This is a genomic window from Bacillus sp. LJBS17, assembly GCF_019334685.1.
In the GTDB taxonomy this organism is placed as follows: domain Bacteria; phylum Bacillota; class Bacilli; order Bacillales; family Bacillaceae; genus Bacillus; species Bacillus subtilis.
In genome coordinates this window covers 3173395-3194388 of record NZ_CP079759.1, presented here as the reverse complement: position 1 = coordinate 3194388, position 20994 = coordinate 3173395, and the positions used below count along the sequence as shown (strand labels likewise).

At 46.6% G+C, this 20994-nt stretch carries 10 protein-coding genes; 7 read left to right on the top strand and 3 right to left on the bottom strand.

Going from position 1 to position 20994, the window contains the following annotated elements:
* The first annotated feature begins 8 nt into the window (after positions 1–8).
* The gene (gene dhbF, locus KXZ66_RS16510; protein ID WP_219144616.1) at positions 9–7145 is read left to right on the top strand and encodes a non-ribosomal peptide synthetase DhbF; all 7137 of its coding nucleotides are present in this window, start codon (positions 9–11) and stop codon (positions 7143–7145) included.
* Between the two features lie 15 nt (positions 7146–7160).
* Positions 7161–7370, top strand: a complete 210-nt coding sequence (locus KXZ66_RS16505; RefSeq protein WP_003228753.1) for an MbtH family protein — start codon at positions 7161–7163, stop codon at positions 7368–7370.
* Positions 7371–7414: 44 nt separating this feature from the next.
* On the opposite strand, the gene KXZ66_RS16500 is transcribed toward KXZ66_RS16505, so the two are convergent.
* From KXZ66_RS16500 to adeR, 3 genes are all read right to left on the bottom strand, one after another.
* The gene (locus KXZ66_RS16500; protein WP_003228755.1) at positions 7415–8092 is read right to left on the bottom strand and encodes a YukJ family protein; all 678 of its coding nucleotides are present in this window, start codon (positions 8090–8092) and stop codon (positions 7415–7417) included.
* Positions 8093–8203: 111 nt separating this feature from the next.
* Entirely contained in the window at positions 8204–9340 is a 1137-nt protein-coding gene (ald, locus tag KXZ66_RS16495) for an alanine dehydrogenase (RefSeq protein ID WP_041352154.1), read from the bottom strand.
* A gap of 101 nt (positions 9341–9441) precedes the next feature.
* Entirely contained in the window at positions 9442–10710 is a 1269-nt protein-coding gene (gene adeR, locus KXZ66_RS16490; RefSeq protein ID WP_051673220.1) for a sporulation transcriptional activator AdeR, read from the bottom strand.
* A 521-nt stretch (positions 10711–11231) separates the two neighbouring features.
* Between adeR and KXZ66_RS16485 the strand changes: the two genes are divergently transcribed.
* From KXZ66_RS16485 to esaA, 5 genes are all read left to right on the top strand, one after another.
* Positions 11232–11525: a WXG100 family type VII secretion target gene (locus KXZ66_RS16485; RefSeq protein WP_003220661.1), complete on the top strand. Its 294-nt coding sequence runs from the start codon at positions 11232–11234 to the stop codon at positions 11523–11525.
* Between the two features lie 69 nt (positions 11526–11594).
* On the top strand, positions 11595–11834 hold the full coding sequence (gene yukD, locus KXZ66_RS16480) for an ESX secretion system protein YukD (RefSeq protein WP_003228763.1): 240 nt from the start codon (positions 11595–11597) through the stop codon (positions 11832–11834).
* A 14-nt stretch (positions 11835–11848) separates the two neighbouring features.
* The gene (gene essB, locus KXZ66_RS16475) at positions 11849–13204 is read left to right on the top strand and encodes a type VII secretion protein EssB (protein WP_151870075.1); all 1356 of its coding nucleotides are present in this window, start codon (positions 11849–11851) and stop codon (positions 13202–13204) included.
* A gap of 60 nt (positions 13205–13264) precedes the next feature.
* Positions 13265–17752, top strand: a complete 4488-nt coding sequence (gene essC / locus KXZ66_RS16470; protein WP_151870076.1) for a type VII secretion protein EssC — start codon at positions 13265–13267, stop codon at positions 17750–17752.
* Positions 17749–20985 carry a type VII secretion protein EsaA gene (gene esaA, locus KXZ66_RS16465; protein WP_219144615.1) on the top strand — a complete coding sequence of 1079 codons (3237 nt, stop codon included), beginning with the start codon at positions 17749–17751 and terminating at the stop codon, positions 20983–20985. The genes essC and esaA overlap by 4 nt, the downstream gene beginning before the upstream one ends.
* Positions 20986–20994: the final 9 nt, after the last annotated feature.

The following is a 20994-nucleotide window of genomic DNA, read 5'->3' as shown; positions in this document are numbered from 1 at the left end:
ACAAACGGATGCCTGATACAAAAGATCTTCAATATTCTTTGACCGGGGCGCAAACTGGCATATGGTTTGCTCAGCAGCTTGATCCGGACAATCCAATCTACAATACAGCGGAATATATAGAAATCAATGGACCAATCAATATTGCTCTTTTTGAAGAAGCTTTGCGGTACGTGATCAAGGAAGCGGAATCGCTGCATGTCCGCTTCGGTGAAAATATGGACGGGCCTTGGCAGATGATAAACCCGTCTCCGGATATACAGCTGCACGTCATTGACGTCAGCTCTGAGCCTGATCCGGAAAAAACAGCATTAAACTGGATGAAAGCTGATTTAGCAAAGCCGGTTGATTTAGGGTATGACCCTTTGTTCAATGAAGCTCTGTTTATTGCCGGGCCTGATCGTTTCTTTTGGTATCAGCGCATTCACCATATAGCGATCGACGGCTTCGGTTTTTCCCTGATAGCCCAACGTGTGGCAAGTACATATACTGCGCTTATAAAAGGACAAACAGCTAAAGGCCGTTCCTTTGGGTCTCTCCAGGCCATTTTGGAAGAGGATACAGATTATCGCGGATCAGAGCAGTATGAGAAGGATCGCCAATTCTGGCTGGACCGTTTTGCAGATGCACCTGAAGTTGTGAGCTTGGCTGATCGGGCGCCAAGAACATCTAACAGTTTTCTTCGTCATATGGCATATCTGCCTCCGTCTGATGTAAACGCGTTAAAAGAAGCGGCGCGCTATTTCTCAGGAAGCTGGCATGAAGTCATGATTGCGGTGTCAGCTGTTTATGTGCACCGTATGACCGGCTCTGAGGATGTTGTGCTCGGCCTGCCCATGATGGGGCGGATAGGGTCCGCGTCACTGAATGTACCGGCTATGGTGATGAACCTTCTCCCGCTCCGGCTGACGGTAAGCTCTTCGATGAGCTTTTCTGAACTGATTCAGCAAATTTCCCGGGAAATCCGCAGTATTCGGCGACATCATAAGTATCGCCATGAAGAGCTTCGGCGCGATCTGAAATTGATAGGAGAAAATCATAGATTATTTGGCCCTCAAATCAATCTTATGCCGTTTGATTACGGACTCGACTTTGCCGGCGCCCGGGGCACAACGCATAATCTTTCAGCCGGTCCTGTTGATGATCTATCAATCAATGTATATGACAGAACAGACGGCAGCGGGCTGCGAATTGATGTTGATGCGAATCCCGAGGTATACAGTGAGTCTGATATTAAGCTTCATCAGCAGCGTATCCTACAGCTGCTGCAAACGGCTTCTGCCGGAGAGGACATGCTGATTGGGCAAATGGAGCTTCTGTTGCCAGAGGAGAAAGAAAAAGTCATTTCTAAATGGAATGAGACGGCAAAATCCGAGAAGCTGGTCAGCCTTCAGGACATGTTCGAAAAGCAGGCAGTTCTTACGCCAGAACGTATCGCTCTCATGTGTGATGACATTCAAGTCAACTATCGAAAGCTCAATGAAGAGGCAAACCGCCTCGCGCGTCTGTTGATCGAAAAAGGGATTGGTCCGGAGCAATTTGTCGCTTTGGCGCTGCCGCGTTCCCCTGAGATGGTGGCCTCAATGCTTGGTGTGCTCAAGACTGGTGCGGCGTATCTCCCCCTTGATCCGGAGTTTCCAGCCGACCGCATTTCTTACATGCTGGAGGATGCGAAACCTTCATGCATCATAACGACTGAGGAAATAGCAGCCAGTCTGCCTGATAACCTGGCTGTACCGGAGCTTGTGCTTGATCAGGCTGTTACACAGGAGATTATAAAACGCTATTCGCCGGAAAATCCGGATGTATCGGTTTCTCTTGACCATCCCGCGTATATCATCTATACCTCAGGATCAACAGGAAGACCGAAGGGAGTCGTTGTGACACAGAAAAGCTTAAGCAATTTTCTGCTGTCCATGCAGGAGGCATTTTCTCTAGGAGAAGAAGACAGGCTGTTGGCTGTGACGACTGTCGCTTTTGATATTTCAGCATTGGAGTTATATCTTCCGCTGATTAGCGGAGCGCAAATTGTGATCGCAAAGAAAGAAACGATCCGTGAGCCGCAGGCATTAGCCCAAATGATTGAAAATTTCGATATTAACATCATGCAGGCGACACCGACACTGTGGCACGCTTTGGTAACGAGTGAACCTGAGAAACTTCGGGGGCTTAGAGTGCTTGTAGGAGGCGAGGCGCTGCCGAGCGGTCTTTTGCAGGCGCTTCAAGACCTTCATTGTTCAGTCACGAACTTATACGGTCCCACTGAAACAACGATTTGGTCTGCCGCAGCTTTTCTTGAAGAAGGGTTGCAGGGCGTTCCTCCGATTGGGAAACCGATTTGGAACACGCAGGTGTATGTGCTTGATAATGGATTGCAGCCGGTGCCGCCGGGCGTTGTCGGAGAGCTTTATATTGCAGGCACCGGCTTGGCCAGAGGTTATTTCCATCGCCCTGATTTAACGGCGGAGCGCTTCGTTGCAGATCCATACGGACCGCCGGGAACTAGGATGTATCGGACCGGAGACCAGGCCCGCTGGCGTGCCGATGGGTCTTTGGATTATATCGGGCGGGCGGATCATCAAATCAAAATTCGCGGATTCCGAATTGAACTTGGAGAAATTGATGCCGTGCTTGCCAATCATCCGCACATTGAACAGGCCGCGGTTGTTGTACGGGAAGATCAGCCGGGAGACAAACGATTGGCGGCTTATGTAGTCGCTGATGCTGCTATTGATACTGCAGAGCTTCGTCGTTATATGGAGGCTAGTCTTCCTGATTATATGGTACCGTCGGCGTTTGTGGAGATGGACGAGCTGCCGTTAACACCTAATGGCAAGCTTGACCGGAAAGCACTGCCGGCACCAGACTTCAGCACATCTGTCAGTGATCGGGCCCCGCGGACCCCTCAGGAAGAGATATTGTGTGACTTGTTTGCAGAGGTTCTCGGTTTGGCACGCGTCGGTATCGATGACAGTTTCTTCGAGCTTGGGGGCCATTCTCTTCTTGCAGCCCGTCTGATGAGCCGCATTCGCGAGGTAATGGGAGCCGAACTTGGTATCGCCAAGCTCTTTGACGAACCGACAGTAGCCGGACTCGCTGCCCATCTTGATTTGGCGCAGAGTGCACGTCCCGCTTTGCAGAGAGCTGAGCGGCCTGAAAAGATCCCGCTATCATTTGCCCAGCGCCGGCTATGGTTCCTGCATTGTCTGGAAGGACCGAGTCCTACTTATAATATTCCGGTTGCTGTCCGTTTGTCAGGTGAGTTGGATCAAGGATTGCTGAAAGCGGCACTTTATGACCTCGTCTGCCGTCATGAAAGCCTTCGGACGATCTTCCCTGAATCACAGGGGACATCCTATCAGCATATTTTAGATGCCGATCAAGCCCATCCTGAGTTACATGTTACTGAAATTGCTGAGAAGGAGCTTTCTGATCGGCTTGCCGAAGCTGTACGCTACAGCTTTGATCTTGCTGCTGAACCTGCTTTTCGTGCCGAGCTTTTTGTGATCGGTCCTGACGAGTACGTGCTGCTTCTTCTCGTCCATCATATTGTCGGGGACGGCTGGTCCTTAACACCGCTGACCCGAGACCTTGGGACGGCTTATGCGGCTCGCTGCCACGGACGATCTCCCGAATGGGCGCCTCTTGCTGTGCAGTATGCAGACTATGCGCTTTGGCAGCAAGAACTGCTTGGAAACGAGGATAATCCAAACAGCTTGATTGCCGGTCAGCTTGCTTTCTGGAAAGAAACCTTGAAAAAACTGCCTGATCAGCTTGAACTGCCAACCGATTATTCACGTCCGGCTGAGCCGAGTCATGATGGAGATACGATTCATTTTCGTATTGAGCCCGAGTTTCACAAGCGATTGCAGGAGCTGGCTCGCACAAATAGGGTGAGCCTGTTTATGGTGCTTCAATCCGGTCTCGCCGCTTTATTGACAAGGCTCGGGGCGGGCACCGACATTCCGATCGGCAGTCCGATCGCGGGACGGAATGATGATGCGCTGGGCGATCTTGTAGGGCTGTTTATTAATACATTGGTGCTCAGAACTGATACGTCCGGTGACCCAAGCTTTCGTGAGCTTCTAGACAGAGTACGGAAAGTGAATCTGGCCGCCTATGACAATCAGGATCTGCCGTTTGAGAGACTTGTAGAGGTGCTCAATCCGGCTCGTTCGCGTGCGACGCATCCTTTATTCCAAATCATGCTTGCGTTCCAAAACACACCGGACGCTGAACTGCATCTTCCTGATATGGAGAGCAGCCTGCGAATCAACAGTGTCGGTTCTGCCAAGTTTGATTTGACGCTGGAAATCAGTGAAGATCGCCTTGCTGACGGGACACCAAACGGGATGGAAGGACTGCTTGAATACAGCACTGATCTTTTCAAGCGGGAAACTGCTCAGGCTCTTGCTGACCGATTGATGCGCCTGTTGGAGGCTGCCGAGTCTGATCCTGACAAGCAAATCGGAAATCTGGATATTCTTGCATCAGAGGAACGCAGCAGCATGGTGACTGATTGGCAAAGTGTATCTGAAAAGATTCCGCACGCATGTTTGCCAGAGCAATTTGAGAAGCAGGCTGCTTTACGTCCTGATGCCATTGCCGTTGTATATGAAAATCAGGCACTGAACTATGCAGAGCTGAATGAAAGAGCAAACCGGCTTGCCCGAATGCTGATTAGTGAAGGTGTCGGGCCGGAGCAATTTGTGGCATTGGCACTGCCCCGATCGTTGGAAATGGCTGTCGGCCTATTGGCGGTGCTAAAGGCCGGGGCAGCTTATCTCCCTCTTGATCCGGATTATCCGGCTGATCGAATTGCTTTTATGCTAAAAGATGCAAAGCCTGCGTTTATCATGACGAACACTAAAGCTGCAAATCACATTCCGCCAGTTGAAAACGTGCCGAAAATCGTGCTGGATGATCCCGAGCTGGCAGAGAAACTAAACACGTACCCTGCAGGTAATCCAAAAAATAAGGATAGGACTCAGCCGCTTTCGCCTTTGAATACGGCATATGTCATTTATACATCCGGCTCAACAGGTGTTCCAAAAGGTGTAATGATTCCTCACCAAAATGTAACACGTTTATTTGCAGCGACTGAGCACTGGTTCCGTTTCAGCTCAGACGATATCTGGACCATGTTCCATTCCTATGCGTTTGATTTTTCGGTGTGGGAGATCTGGGGTCCTCTGCTGCATGGCGGACGTCTTGTGATCGTGCCTCACCACGTCAGCAGATCGCCAGAAGCGTTTTTGCGCCTGCTTGTCAAAGAGGGGGTGACTGTTCTGAACCAGACACCGTCTGCTTTCTATCAGTTTATGCAGGCGGAACGGGAACAGCCGGATCTCGGACAGGCACTCAGTCTGCGCTATGTCATTTTTGGCGGAGAAGCGCTTGAACTCAGCCGTTTAGAGGATTGGTACAACCGCCACCCTGAAAATAGACCGCAGCTTATCAATATGTATGGGATTACAGAAACGACGGTGCATGTGAGCTATATCGAATTAGACCGAAGCATGGCAGTTTTACGGGCAAACAGCTTGATCGGCTGCGGCATTCCCGATCTTGGTGTATACGTGCTGGATGAACGCCTGCAGCCGGTTCCGCCGGGTGTTGCCGGAGAGCTGTATGTATCAGGAGCGGGGTTAGCACGAGGTTATCTAGGCCGGCCTGGTTTAACATCTGAACGCTTCATAGCTGATCCGTTCGGTCCTCCAGGCACCCGGATGTACCGCACTGGGGATGTGGCCCGCCTCCGCGCTGACGGTTCCCTCGACTATGTCGGCCGTGCAGACCATCAAGTGAAAATTCGGGGATTCCGAATTGAATTGGGAGAAATTGAAGCTGCACTTGTTCAGCATCCGCAGCTTGAAGATGCGGCAGTGATCGTTCGTGAGGATCAGCCGGGAGATAAACGGTTGGCAGCTTATGTCATCCCTTCGGAAGAAACATTTGATACGGCGGAACTGCGCAAATATGCTGCGGAGAGACTGCCGGATTACATGGTGCCTGCTGCCTTTATGACGATGAAAGAATTGCCGCTGACACCGAATGGAAAGCTTGATCGTAAAGCGCTGCCCGCTCCGGATTTCGCAGCGGCAGTGACAGGACGAGGACCGAGAACGCCGCAGGAAGAAATTCTCTGTGACCTCTTTATGGAGGTGCTTCACTTGCCGCGTGTCGGCATTGATGACCGTTTCTTTGATTTAGGCGGACATTCCTTGCTTGCTGTACAGCTCATGAGCCGCATTCGTGAAGCACTCGGCGTTGAACTCAGCATCGGCAACTTGTTCGAAGCACCTACTGTAGCCGGGCTCGCTGAAAGACTTGAAATGGGATCAAGCCAAAGCGCTCTTGACGTTCTGCTGCCGCTCCGAACAAGCGGAGACAAGCCTCCTTTATTCTGTGTTCATCCAGCAGGGGGACTCAGCTGGTGCTATGCCGGTTTGATGACGAATATAGGAACGGATTATCCGATCTACGGCTTGCAGGCACGGGGAATCGGGCAGCGCGAGGAGCTTCCGAAAACACTTGATGACATGGCTGCCGATTACATTAAACAAATCCGAACGGTTCAGCCGAAAGGCCCGTACCATCTGCTAGGCTGGTCTCTGGGCGGGAATGTCGTTCAAGCGATGGCGACCCAGCTGCAAAATCAAGGAGAAGAAGTTTCCCTATTGGTGATGCTGGATGCCTATCCAAACCACTTCCTTCCTATAAAAGAGGCGCCGGATGATGAGGAAGCGCTTATTGCCCTTCTGGCGTTAGGCGGGTACGATCCGGACAGCTTAGGGGACAAACCGCTAGATTTTGAAGCAGCGATTGAGATTCTTCGCAGTGACGGCAGTGCGCTTGCGAGCTTGGATGAAACGGTCATTTTAAATTTGAAGAATACGTATGTCAATTCTGTCGGCATTTTAGGCTCCTATAAGCCGAAAACCTTCCGCGGAAATGTTTTGTTTTTCAGATCAACAATCATTCCTGAATGGTTTGATCCGATTGAACCTGATTCGTGGAAGCCTTATATTAACGGACAGATTGAACAAATTGACATCGACTGCCGTCATAAAGATTTATGTCAGCCGGAACCTCTGGCTCAAATCGGCAAGGTTCTCGCTGTCAAACTGGAAGAGTTGAATAAATAAGGGAGGAGAAATAGAATGGCTAATCCTTTTGAAAATGCGGATGGCACGTATTTGGTGCTGATCAATGAAGAAGGCCAATATTCCCTATGGCCCGGTTTTATAGATGTGCCGAGCGGCTGGACAGTCGTTCATGAGCAAAAAGGGCGTGAAGCTTGTTTGGACTATATCCAATCGCATTGGAGCGATATGAGGCCAAACAGCCTAAAGACTGTTGAAAATGTGTAATCGTATCAAAAAGAGACTGCTCGCCGCAGTCTCTTTTTCTAATCTTACGCAGACGTTTGGGTATGATCACAATCTCTGACCGGGTTTCCGTTTTCATCGGTACACCAAGATTGGGATAAAAACGCTAAAAACACAGCGGCCCACTGATCTGCAAACTGAATCAGAATACCCCCGTCATGCCAAGAGCCGTTGTCTTTTTTCCAGCGCGTATCCATTGCATTCCCTTGATTCATATGGATATTGTGCATTCCGTTAGTCGGGGTAAAGCCGAATATTTTATCTGCAGCCTGTTCAGGGCCGAATTTTGAACCGAATATATAAACCGGCGCTTTCTCATCTTGTGCTTTCTTCATATAGGTTTCAATAAAATCATTTAAATCATTATCAGGTCCTGTGATTTCATGAGGCAAAGGCTTCATTTCCCGCGGGTCAAACAAATTGCCCCGCACATAATCCAGTGCCACTTCACGGTTTGCTTCATTGATCCTTGTATATCCATACGGCATGTTCGGAAGGATGGTAATTGAGCCCGAATCAAACTGATCGTCAGCCAAATACAATACTTCAGATTCCTCAGAACTGGACATCACATTGATGGCGCACCTGTAATACGTATTCTCTTCACCGAGCATTTTGACTTGGAAATGAGGACTGTCATCATCTGTTTCCCGCTTCATGTCTAAGACTATGCCTTTTAACACGCCATATTGCTGAACAGCCATATGAATCCTCCTTTATGATCAACTTCATAGTCATAATTCGTGAAATGGTCTCTTTTTTCCTTTTAAAAAATAAAAAAGCCTGCAGAAATCTTTCTGCAAGCTCAATGTGAATTAAGCACCCGCCACAGATGATTCATCCTGTAAAGCTTTCTCGGCAGGAATATACTCATAGCCTAGATCTCTTGCTACAGCTTCATAGGTCACGTGTCCGTTAGCGGTGTTTAAACCCGCTCTCAGTGCCGCATTGTCTGTGAGCGCTTTTGCTGCCCCTTTGTTCGCGATTTGCAGCGCGTATGGAACAGTAACGTTAGTCAGGGCGATTGTTGATGTACGAGGGACTGCGCCCGGCATGTTCGCTACAGCATAATGCACAACCCCGTGTTTTTCATATGTTGGCTGATCATGTGTTGTGATATGGTCGACAGTTTCGACGATGCCGCCTTGGTCGATCGCTACATCAACAATGACTGAACCGGGTTTCATTTGTTTTACCATTTCCTCAGTGACAAGAGTCGGAGCTTTAGCACCCGGAATTAATACCGCGCAAATGAGGAGATCCGCTTCCGCCACAGCATCAGCAATATTGACCGGATTAGAAATTAACGTTTTAATCTGATGGCCGAAGATGTCATCAAGCTGGCGCAAGCGGTCTGCGTTTAAGTCAATGATCGTCACATCTGCACCGAGTCCGACAGCCATTTTCGCCGCGTTTGTCCCGACTACGCCTCCTCCGATAATCGTTACTTTTCCGCGAGAAACGCCCGGCACCCCGGCAAGCAGAATGCCTTTTCCGCCTTTAGGCTTTTCTAAGAATTGAGCGCCGATTTGCGCCGCCATTCTGCCCGCAACCTCAGACATAGGTGTCAGAAGAGGCAATGTCCGGCCTTCACTGACCGTTTCATATGCGATGGCAGTTACTCCTTTATCCTTCAAGGCCTGTGCAAGCTCAGGCTCAGCTGCTAAATGAAGGTACGTAAACAGCACAAGTCCTTTGCGGAAATAAACATATTCTTCCGGCAGCGGTTCTTTTACCTTCATGACCATTTCGGCGTCCCAGACCTGCTTCGGATCAGCAATGATTTCCGCTCCTGCTGACTCATAGGCTTCATTTTCAAATCCGCTTCCAAGGCCCGCGCCTGTTTCAACCAGCACCCGGTGGCCGTTTGAAATGAGCTGAGAAACGCCCCCGGGTGTTAATGCGACACGGTTTTCATTGTTTTTTATCTCTTTAGGAACCCCTATGATCATATCTGTCTCCTCCTGTATCTGTGATATTTTTAGTGTAGCTTGATATTTTGGAAAATTCTTTGTTTGATTAAGAAAATAAAAAAACATGGATTTGTGAAATTTCACAAATCCATGTGCCGAAGTTTGATATCTAAATAGATGGTGAATTTTTGATTCACATTTTTCAAATCAATTTCAGCGATCTGGCTGATCCGCTTAAGGCGGTAATTCAACGTATTAACGTGTATATTTAACAGCTTAGAAGCGGTATTCACGTTGCTGTCCGCTTCAATAAAGCGCTCTAGCGTCTCTACCAGATTTGACTGGTGATCCCGGTCATATTGTTCCAGTTTGGAAAGCGAGTAATTATAATGGCCCGCCTGTTTCCGTTTTTCATATAAGACATCTAAGTATTGATAAATGCCTAACTCAGAAAAGCTGAAAAGATGTTTGGTCTCTTCAGTGAACCGTTCCTTCGTTTTTAAGACGGACAATGCTTCCTGATAGGAGCGGGAGACAAAAGAAATAGAGTTGTATATTCCGCCAAAAGCGATAGAAACGTCTTCTATTTTATACCGCTCCTTCAGCTGTTTTTGCGTACTTAAAGCAAACTGTTTTAAATCTTGAAAAGGATGATCTGTTTTGGGTGAGGTTAATATAATAAGTTCATTGGAATCTACGGTCGCCAGCAGCACGTAAACCTGCTGGGTCGTTTCCTGTAAATATTGCAGCTGCTGTTCGATTTTTTCAGTCAGCTCGCCATTTATGCGGATGATCATAACGGAAAACTCTGAAGGAGCGGCCATTCCAAGCTTATGGAACCCATCCGCCATATCATCCTCCTGATGGATGTGTCCGGTCAGCATTTTCCAGAAAAATTCTTGGCTGCGTTCTTCATTTTTCGTTTTTCTGATTTGAAGTTTGAGAAGCTTGTTTTTCACTGCTTTTGCTGCCATTTGCAATGTCAGCAGATCTTCATCGGACAATGTTTTTTGGATCTCAAGCGCCCATATGAAGCCAAGTACTTGCTTGTTTTTCCAAATCGAAATAGCGACGCGATTGCTCAGCCCGACTTCATCGATTTGCTTGACTCTGATCGGCTGGTCCGTTTTTAAGAGAGCAGGAATTGTCCCGTCTTTCCACAGCTTGTTAATCACCTTCTCCGGTACCCTTCTGCCAATAATGGTAGACGTCCGGGCAGGGTCTGTGCAGTCGCTGTGTGTACTGTAGGCAAGCAGTTTGTGGTTAACATCCTCTATGGTGATCGGGCACCGCAGAACGTCGCTGATATGATCAGCAACATCTTCAAGTCTGTCAAAACTATATTTAAACGGATCATTCGGCATGGTCATAAATCTCCCTACTTTTCGTGCTTGATTTCTCTTTGACATCTCATCCCCTTCCTTTTATTATGATTGTTGTTGTTTGTGAAAATCAACAACAAAGAACAGAAGCAAAAAAACAATTTCATGAGAGAAACGTTCTATATACATTTGGCGGTGTAATCGCCTTTTTGCAGGACAGTTGTATGCCTCATATAATACGACAGCTTATCCTATTAATCTTCTAAGAAAGTCATCGGAGGCGAGACTAATTAAGGAAAGAAAAAACTGAACCTTTCAGAAATGGTGCTGTAGCATCAAATTTTCTGAAAGGTTTTTTTTGGGAGTTGGAGCGTTATTTGGGTCTTTTGGATTATTCGGAGAATGAAGAGAAGATTAAGAAAATAAACCTATTTACTTTACAGTATATGTCATTTTTAAGTGATTCGGGATAAACCATTGGACTCATTTTGTAAAATTAAAACATATTTGTTTGACTATGCCGAAAAACTGTTTTTATAATAATGACGTTCTAAAAATAAGTGAATTAGCCCATATTTAGGCTGATGGCACAGGAGGTAATGAGGAATATGGCAGGATTAATTCGTGTCACACCCGAAGAGCTAAGAGCGATGGCGAAGCAATACGGCGTTGAAAGCCAAGAAGTATTAAATCAGGTTGATCGTTTAAACCGAATGATCTCTGATTTGAAAAGCATGTGGGAAGGTGCTTCAAGCGAAGCGTTCGCAGATCAATACGAGCAGCTCAAACCTTCATTTATCAAAATGTCAGATTTGCTTCAAGATGTGAATCAGCAGCTTGATCAAACAGCAAATACACTTGAGTCTACTGACCAAGACATCGCAAATCAAATCCGCGGATAACAGTATGAAAGGGAAGGAGCGCCTGATTCAAAAGAAGACGGCGCTCTTTCTATGTAAGGGTGATCCTAAATGTATATTGATATTACAATAGATTTGAAACATTATAACGGCAGTGTCTTTGATCTCAGATTGTCAGATTACCACCCGGTGAAAAAAGTAATTGATATTGCTTGGCAGGCCCAAAGCGTATCTATGCCTCCGCGCGAAGGGCACTGGATCAGAGTGGTGAACAAGGATAAGGTGTTTTCCGGAGAATGCAAGCTGTCTGATTGCGGCATTACAAACGGAGACCGGCTTGAAATATTATGAAAGGATCTGGTTGAATGTCAGGTAAACAAAAATCATATTTAGAAAACCAATTAGAAGCTGTTGCCGAGAAAACAGATGCCGGCTATACATTTACCTTTCAACGGGAAAAAATAAAGCTTCTCGACGGTCTTGAAGCTAACGTGATCAAAGATATAAATCCATTTTTTCATAAAGAAATCGATGTGACGGATGATGAAGTAATCATCACAATCCAACCTCCCTCCTCCTATAAAGCATTCCGCTTCATGAAAGCTAAGGATAAAAAAAGTAAATGGCAGTTTGCCTATCAGCTTGTTCAAGCCGTACAGCAGCACAATCTGTCGAGGCTGAATTTGATTGTCGCTCCTGAAAACATTGTATTCGATAAAGGGCTTACGCCTTATTTTCTCCATTATGGAGTAAAAGAAAGCATTCCTCCTTACGAGCGTGATGAGGAAAGAGTATGGCAGGAGCTGAAAGCGGCAGCGGCTTTGGCAGTTGACGGCGCTTTTGCGTTTGAAGACTACCTGAAATTCAATGAAACGCTGACGTTTTCCGCAGAGGCAAAGGCGATATTAGATGCTGAATCCTATGATGATTTGCTCGAGCTGATTCAAACCCATATTGATGAGCTCGAAGCCAAAGCAAAAACATACATACATATCCCGAGAAAGAAGTGGAACATCCAGCGATATATCGGCCTGGGGCTCATTGTTTTGCTTGTACCGGCACTTATTTATTCGATGTACGCCTTATTTTTCGCGCAGCCAAAGCACCAGGCGATAGTGGACAGCAACCGTGCGTTCTTAAAGAAGCAGTACAGTGAAGTCATCAGCACACTGTCCAAGTACGATGCGGAAAGCCTGCCTGAATCGGTGCAGTATCAGCTGGCGACGTCCTATGTTGAGGTCGAAAACCTGGGGAGTGCAAAAACCAAAAATATAGAAAATAATTTAGTCACCCTTCAATCAGACCCTCAGCATTTCTTATATTGGATTGATTATGGTCGAGGAGAATACAAAGAAGCGATCAGTATCGGCCGCAAGCTGGAATACAATGATTATATTTACTTTGCCCTAGCTAAATATAAACAGCAGCTTTTATCTGAGGATACAAATGATGAAGATATACAAAAAGAACTTGATTCAGTAAATAGTGAGCTTGAAAAAGCGCAAAAAGAACGTCAAGAAAATAAACAGTCTAATTCTGAAACATCGTTAGTCGATACAAGCGAAGAACAGACACAAACAGACGAAGAAAAACAAGCAGAAGAGAAAGCGGCGGAAGAAAAAGCCGCAGCCGAGGAAAAAACGAAAAAAGAAGAACAGAAGAAAAAAGAAGACGAGAAAAAAGAAACAGAAAAGAAAGATGAGAAAAAAGATGACAAATAACGTGAGACATGAAGCACAGGTCATCGCATGCTGCCATTCGGCCGTAAGGGGGTTCGCCATTTGAGTCTATTATGGGTTTTTTACCAAAATAACGTTCAAAAATTAAATCTGTCTAACCTCCCGTCGTCTCATCCGGTGACCATAGGGCCTGATGTGAAGGATTCTGTTACGATCAGCTCCATTCCATTTAATAGCGGAGTGGTTTCTCTTAAAAGAAAGGAATCCGGCGGCCAATACGAAGTTTTCCTGGGAAATGATTGTCTCGGCACGATTGAGACGGATATATCATTTACTCTCCAAACGGATCAGCAGGATATACGCTTAATATTGACGGGCAGTGAACCTGAGAAATCCGTTTATTTTACGGGAAATCGGGATGAAATTGTATGTTCCTCAGAAAAAACGAATGCAGATATTTATCTGAATCCGCAAGATTTTGCATTTGCAGAACAAAGCACGTTTTCTTTGCTTCGTGCAGGCGGCAGCTGGTCGGTCCGCCCTGAAAGCGGAACGATCTTCTTGAACGGAGAGAAAATCAACGCCAATACGCCGCTCAAGCCGGGGGATGAAATATTCTGGAACTTCACGCAAATGAGGGTGACGGAACAAGACCTTTTAGAAATTGTTCATTATGCCCAGTTTGAAACAGCGTTAACAGAAACGGTCAAACCGAGTACAGAGATGCAGAAAAAATATCCGCAGTACAGAAGAACGCCGCGGATGGTATACGATCTGCCGGATGACCGCGTTTCTTTCAGTTTTCCCTCTCAGGAGAGCGATCAAACCAACAGAGGGCTGTGGCTCGTCATCCTGCCTCCGCTTGTGATGCTGATCGTGATGGGCGTAGTTGCCATCATCCAGCCGCGCGGCATATTTATACTCGTTTCTTTGGCCATGTTTATGATGACTCTCATTACCTCGACAGTGCAATATTTCCGGGATAAAAACCAGCGGAAAAAACGCGAGGAAAAACGGGAGCGTGTATATAAGCTTTACTTAGACAATAAGCGGAAAGAGCTTCAGGCACTTGCTGAAAAGCAAAAGCAGGTTCTTGAATTTCACTTTCCTTCATTTGAACAAATGAAATACTTAACAAGTGAAATCAGTGATCGGATCTGGGAAAAATCACTTGAAAGCAAGGATTATCTGCAACTGCGGCTTGGGACGGGAACAGTTCCGTCAAGCTATGAAATCAATATGAGCGGCGGAGACTTGGCGAATCGTGATATCGATGACCTCATGGAGAAATCGCAGCACATGCAGCGCGTCTATAAAGATATCCGCAATGCGCCGGTGACGGTCGATTTGGCAGAAGGTCCGATGGGGCTTGTCGGTAAATCGCAAATTGTGAAAAATGAGATTCACCAGTTGATCGGACAGCTGTCGTTCTTTAACAGCTATCACGATTTGCGTTTTGTATTTATTTTTCATGAAGAAGAGTATAAAGACTGGGAGTGGATGAAGTGGCTTCCGCAATTTCAAATGCCCCATATTTATGCAAAAGGATTTATTTATAATGAGCAAACCCGAGATCAGCTCTTGTCTTCACTTTACGAATTGATCAGAGAGCGTGATCTCGGAGATGACAAAGAAAAACTGCAGTTCAAACCGCATTTTGTATTTGTCATCACGAATCAGCAGCTGATCTCTGAGCATGTCATTCTCGAATATTTAGAAGGACAGCATGAGCATCTGGGCATCTCGACAATTGTCGCGGCGGAAACAAAGGAAAGCTTGTCGGAAAACATTACAACTCTTGTCCGCTACATTAATGAGCATGAAGGCGACATCTTAATACAAAAGAAAAAAGCGGTAAGAATTCCGTTCCGTCTCGATCATCATCAGCGTGAGGACAACGAACGGTTCTCACGCACGCTGCGGACGCTGAACCACCAGGTCGGCATTACGAATTCCATTCCGGAAACGGTATCGTTCCTGGAGCTTTTTCATGCGAAGGAAGTAAAAGAAATCGGCATTCAGCAAAGATGGCTGACAAGTGAATCGTCGAAGTCGCTGTCAGTGCCGATCGGCTATAAAGGGAAAGATGACATTGTGTATCTGAACCTTCACGAAAAAGCACACGGTCCGCACGGCTTGCTTGCGGGGACAACGGGATCAGGGAAAAGTGAATTTCTCCAGACCTACATCTTGTCACTTGCAGTGCATTTTCATCCGCATGAAGCGGCTTTCTTACTAATTGACTATAAAGGCGGAGGAATGGCGCAGCCGTTCCGCAACATTCCCCACCTCCTCGGCACGATCACAAATATTGAAGGAAGCAAAAACTTCAGTATGCGTGCGCTTGCTTCCATTAAAAGCGAGCTGAAAAAAAGGCAACGCCTGTTTGACCAGTATCAAGTCAATCACATCAATGACTATACAAAGCTATACAAGCAAGGGAAAGCAGAAGTGGCGATGCCTCACTTGTTCTTAATTTCTGATGAGTTTGCCGAGCTGAAAAGCGAGGAGCCTGATTTTATCAGGGAGCTTGTCAGTGCCGCGCGTATCGGACGAAGCCTCGGCGTTCATTTGATTTTGGCGACACAGAAGCCAGGCGGCATCATCGACGACCAGATCTGGAGTAACTCGCGCTTTAAAGTAGCGCTCAAGGTCCAGGATGCCACCGACAGTAAAGAAATTTTGAAAAACAGCGATGCCGCAAACATTACCGTAACAGGCCGCGGCTATTTGCAGGTCGGAAACAATGAAGTGTATGAGCTGTTCCAATCTGCATGGAGCGGGGCGCCTTACTTAGAGGAAGTCTACGGTACTGAGGATGAAATCGCGATTGTTACAGATACGGGTCTGATCCCGCTTTCTGAGGTTGATACCGAAGATAACGCGAAAAAAGACGTTCAAACCGAAATCGAAGCTGTAGTTGACGAAATTGAACGCATCCAAGATGAAATGGGAATCGAGAAGCTGCCAAGCCCTTGGCTGCCGCCGCTTGCGGAACGTATTCCGCGCACTCTTTTCCCTTCAAACGAAAAAGACCATTTCCACTTTGCGTATGTCGATGAACCTGATCTGCAAAGACAGGCGCCAATTGCTTATAAGATGATGGAAGATGGAAATATCGGCATCTTCGGCTCTTCGGGCTACGGAAAATCGATTGCAGCCGCAACGTTCCTGATGAGTTTTGCGGACGTATACACACCTGAAGAGCTTCATGTCTATATCTTTGATTTCGGAAACGGAACGCTGCTGCCATTAGCGAAGCTCCCGCATACCGCGGATTACTTCCTGATGGACCAGTCAAGAAAAATTGAAAAGTTCATGATTCGCATCAAAGAAGAAATTGACCGCCGTAAACGTTTGTTCCGGGAAAAAGAAATCAGCCACATCAAAATGTACAATGCGCTGAGCGAAGAAGAGCTTCCATTCATTTTTATCACCATTGACAACTTTGACATTGTCAAGGATGAGATGCATGAGCTTGAATCGGAATTTGTCCAGCTTTCCAGAGACGGACAAAGCTTGGGTATCTACTTTATGCTGACAGCAACGCGGGTGAATGCTGTCCGCCAGTCATTGTTAAATAACTTGAAAACAAAGGTTGTCCATTATCTCATGGATCAATCAGAAGGATATTCCATTTACGGCCGTCCGAAATTCAATCTTGAGCCGATTCCGGGACGCGTCATCATTCAAAAGGAAGAGCTTTATTTCGCGCAAATGTTCCTGCCTGTTGACGCCGATGATGATATCGGCATGTTCAACGAGCTGAAATCAGACGTACAGAAACTTCAAGGGCGATTTGCTTCAATGGAGCAGCCGGCACCGATTCCGATGCTGCCTGAGAGCTTGTCTACGAGAGAATTTTCTATCCGCTTCAAGCTGGAACGCAAGCCTTTATCTGTACCGATCGGGCTTCATGAAGAAACAGTCAGCCCAGTCTATTTTGATTTAGGCAAGCATAAGCACTGCCTGATTTTAGGCCAGACTCAGCGCGGGAAAACAAACGTCTTAAAAGTAATGCTCGAACATCTGATTGATGATGAAACTGAAATGATCGGCCTGTTTGACTCGATTGACCGCGGCTTATCTCATTATGCGAAGGAATCAGCTGTTTCATATTTGGAAACGAAAGAAGATATTGAGCAGTGGATTGAAACAGCTGAAGACATTTTCAAAACAAGAGAGGCCATGTATGTAGAAGCCGTCCGCCAAGGAGACGCACAAAATCTGCGATTCTCACAAGTCGTGCTGATGATTGACGGGATAACGAGATTCCAGCAGACGATTGATACGAGAATACAAGACCGTCTCGCTAACTTCATGAAATCATACGCTCATCTTGGGTTCAGCTTTATCCCGGGCGGAAATCACAGCGAATTCTCAAAAGGCTATGACTCCTTGACGACTGAGATGAAGCAAATCCGCCACGCGATTCTGCTGATGAAAAAGTCTGAGCAAAATGTCATTCCTCTCCCGTACCAAAGACAGGAGCCTGAGATTCAGCCGGGCTTCGGATATGTTGTGGAAAACGGGAAGGAGCAAAAAGTTCAAATTCCTTTATGTTCTGCTGAAAGGGAGAGTGCTAGATGACAGAACAACGAAAAAGCTTGATCAAGTTAATATCCGCCGTCATCATCATTTTGCTGCTGCCGGTTTTGTTTTTCCGATTTATCGGAGACGATCCGACGAAAAAAGCAGTCAATTCCACCCGGCAAATCGCGGTGGTGAATGAAGACACAGGCGTATTGAGTGATGAGGTAAAGTCTGATGAAGAGGACAAATCCGCCCAGTTCGGCAAGGAAGTAGCGGCCGTTCTGGGTGAACGTCCTGATTATTCGTGGACGGTCGTAAACCGAAGCGCGGCCGAGACCGGTCTCGCTTCAAAGAAATATGATGCGATCGTCTACATTCCCTCAGACTTCTCAAAAAACATTTTGAGCTATGACAAAGACCATCCTCAAAAAGCAACGCTCGAATTCAGCATTCAAGATAACCTGAATGCGGTTAACAAAGAAAAAGTTCAGCGGGAGCTTGAGGATGCCCAAAAGACAATGAACAAAAAAATGTCGGCCTTATACTGGAACTTTGTTTCGCAAAAAGTGGACAACATCAGAGGAGAATTTGACAAGATCGTCAATAAAGAATCTGAATTCCAGAATGTCATGTACAACTTTTACAAACCAAGCTCTAATGATTTAGCAGGTGAAATCAAACAGCAAAAAGACTTAATCGATGAGCTGAAGAAATCAATGAATGAAGCGCAAGGCACGACAAAAGAAAAAGCTTCTACGGCGGAGGAAGCCAAAAACACGCTGAAAGAATTCATTGATACAGTTGAAAGGTACAAAGAATATCAAGAGAATCAGAAAAAGCTGCTTTTGGCAGCCCAGGATTCAACACAGCAGCAAATCCGGACAGGTCTGGATGCCATCCAGGCACAGCAAAAGGCGAATCAGTTCAGCGAACGCATGAGCGGATTGGCAACCGGGATCGGCCAAGCGAAGACACAGCTCGGACAAACCAGCAATGTGCTGGCAAACGCCCAGCAAATTAGGGCAGGCCAAGTGTCCCAACAGGAACTTGGCATGGCAAAAATCCAAAGTAATTTAATCGATCAATATCAGGCCGCATCAAGACAGGCTGCACTAAATCAGGTGTACCAATTGCTTGTCCCGGCACGTCAGGCATTGACAGTTGCGAAAGGGGACGACCCAGTCATAGACGATGGCTCTGACAACAATGATAAAGATAAAGACCCGAAAGAAGAAAATCCTGAAGAACTGAAAATCGATCTTGAAAAACAGCGTGAAGAACTGAAAAATATCGCTGCTGATATTCAGGATATTTCAGACAATCTGAAGGAGCCTGAAAAAGAGGATCCAACACCGGAGGACCCGGGTACTGAACCAGACGATCCGTCCACTGATAATCCAGAAAAACCTGATGACGGGGGCAGTACAAAGCCCGATGATACACAGGGTGACACAGGGAACGACAATAACAGCAGTGATACTGGTAATGACGGACAAACGGACGGCAGTACTCAGGATCAAGACCAGCAGAAGGGAACAGACGGTCAGGAGCAGAACGGCGATGCCTCTGATGGTGCGTCCGACAGCGGACAATCCGAAACGGGCACATCTGCCGAACAGACTGCATCTTCTGATTCAGCCCTTCAATTTATCAAGCTGGCAAATGAAGGCGGAACCGGAGATTCAGGAGATACCGGCAGCGGCGAAGATACGACGGAGCCTGGGGACCAAGATCAACCAGGAAACGATGACATTTCTGATATCGCCAAAGCAAAAGAACAGCTCAGCAAAGCGTCTGAGCGAATCAAGCAAATTGAAGAAGAACTGAAGGAAAAAGAAAATACACATAATGAAGCACTGAAGAAGAAGCTTCAAGAATTGAAAGAGCAAATGGACGGCCTTAATGATGAAATAGATGATCTCAAAGACCAAGTGAAAACACTCGATGATAATCTCAAAAGACTCGAAGCGAAACGGAAGCGGGAGTTTGAAGGGATTTACAGTGCGATTCGCGAGCTTGAAAATAAAGATCAGCTTCAATTTTCAGGAGAAATCAATACAGAAAGCATCTCCGCTTTAATGAGATACTATAAATATTTGTCTGTTTATGACTCTGTATTATCCGGTACGATTGACAGTGCTGCAAAAGCCGGCGCCATTAACGGCCAGCAGGGCAACGTCAAATCAGTCCTGGCTCTCACACCTGAAGAATCAGCCAGCTGGGAAGCTCTCAAAAACAACACGATGCAAACAGATGAGGATATTAACAGCTTCATCGACGGAATGACCAAGTTTGCGGACGACTACAGCGGCTTTATCCGTGACTCTCAAGCAGGTGTTCTCGACGAACTGACGAAAATCTCTGAAAGTGCCGCAAAAGCGACAGAACAGCTTGTAACAGGCGCAACACAGGAATCTGCGACGTTCAGCAACGACGGGCTGTCTGGCACCATGGCACTGAGTGTCCAAGATACGGTCGGCCAGGAAGTGCTGCAAATGTCAGACATGATGGGTTCATTGTCTGATCGCCAGTCAGGCATCATTGATTACACAACCAACATGCAGCAAAGCGTCAATGATGTTCAAGCGAAAGCCGACACCTTAAACAACAACTGGGGGAAAAATGTCGCCTCCACGAAACTCGTGCGCAATGACGTATACGGCATACTCGGAAACACATTAGTAGACGGGCAAAACAATGGCTATGTATATGATTACTTAGCGAATCCGCTTAAAATCAGCGGAGAGGTTCCGGAAGAAAAAATTCAGACGGTACCGCCGGTTGTCATCCTTGTCATTGTGTTGATCAGCAGTCTGTTAATCGGCTATTTCAGCTCGTATTACCAAAACGCACCGCTTCTCGTCAAAGGAGCGTTATTCGGAATTCTGAATATCCTTGTCGGACTTATGATCAGCTTGTTCGGTTTGAATATTTATTCACTGCCGGACGATCAGACGATTAAGTGGTCGGTGTTCACGATTCTATTGCTGGTCGCAAGCTCTGCCTTCATCCGGACGGCATTCAGATTCGGATCAATCCCTGGATGGGTTGCTTCAGCAGCTATGATTCTATTCTATGTCGCACCGCTTATTGATTTGATCATGCCGAACTTTACATTTGAAGATCCGGTTTCGAAAGTATATATCGACATCCAGTACGGTACTGGGCACTTGTTTACAATGGGAATAACTGTTCTGCTGATCATTACGGTGATTGCCGCGGCTCTGCCGCTGATTATCCGGCTGATGGCTGAACACACAGCAGAAAGCGATGAAACGTATGAAGCGTAATCGCAGCAT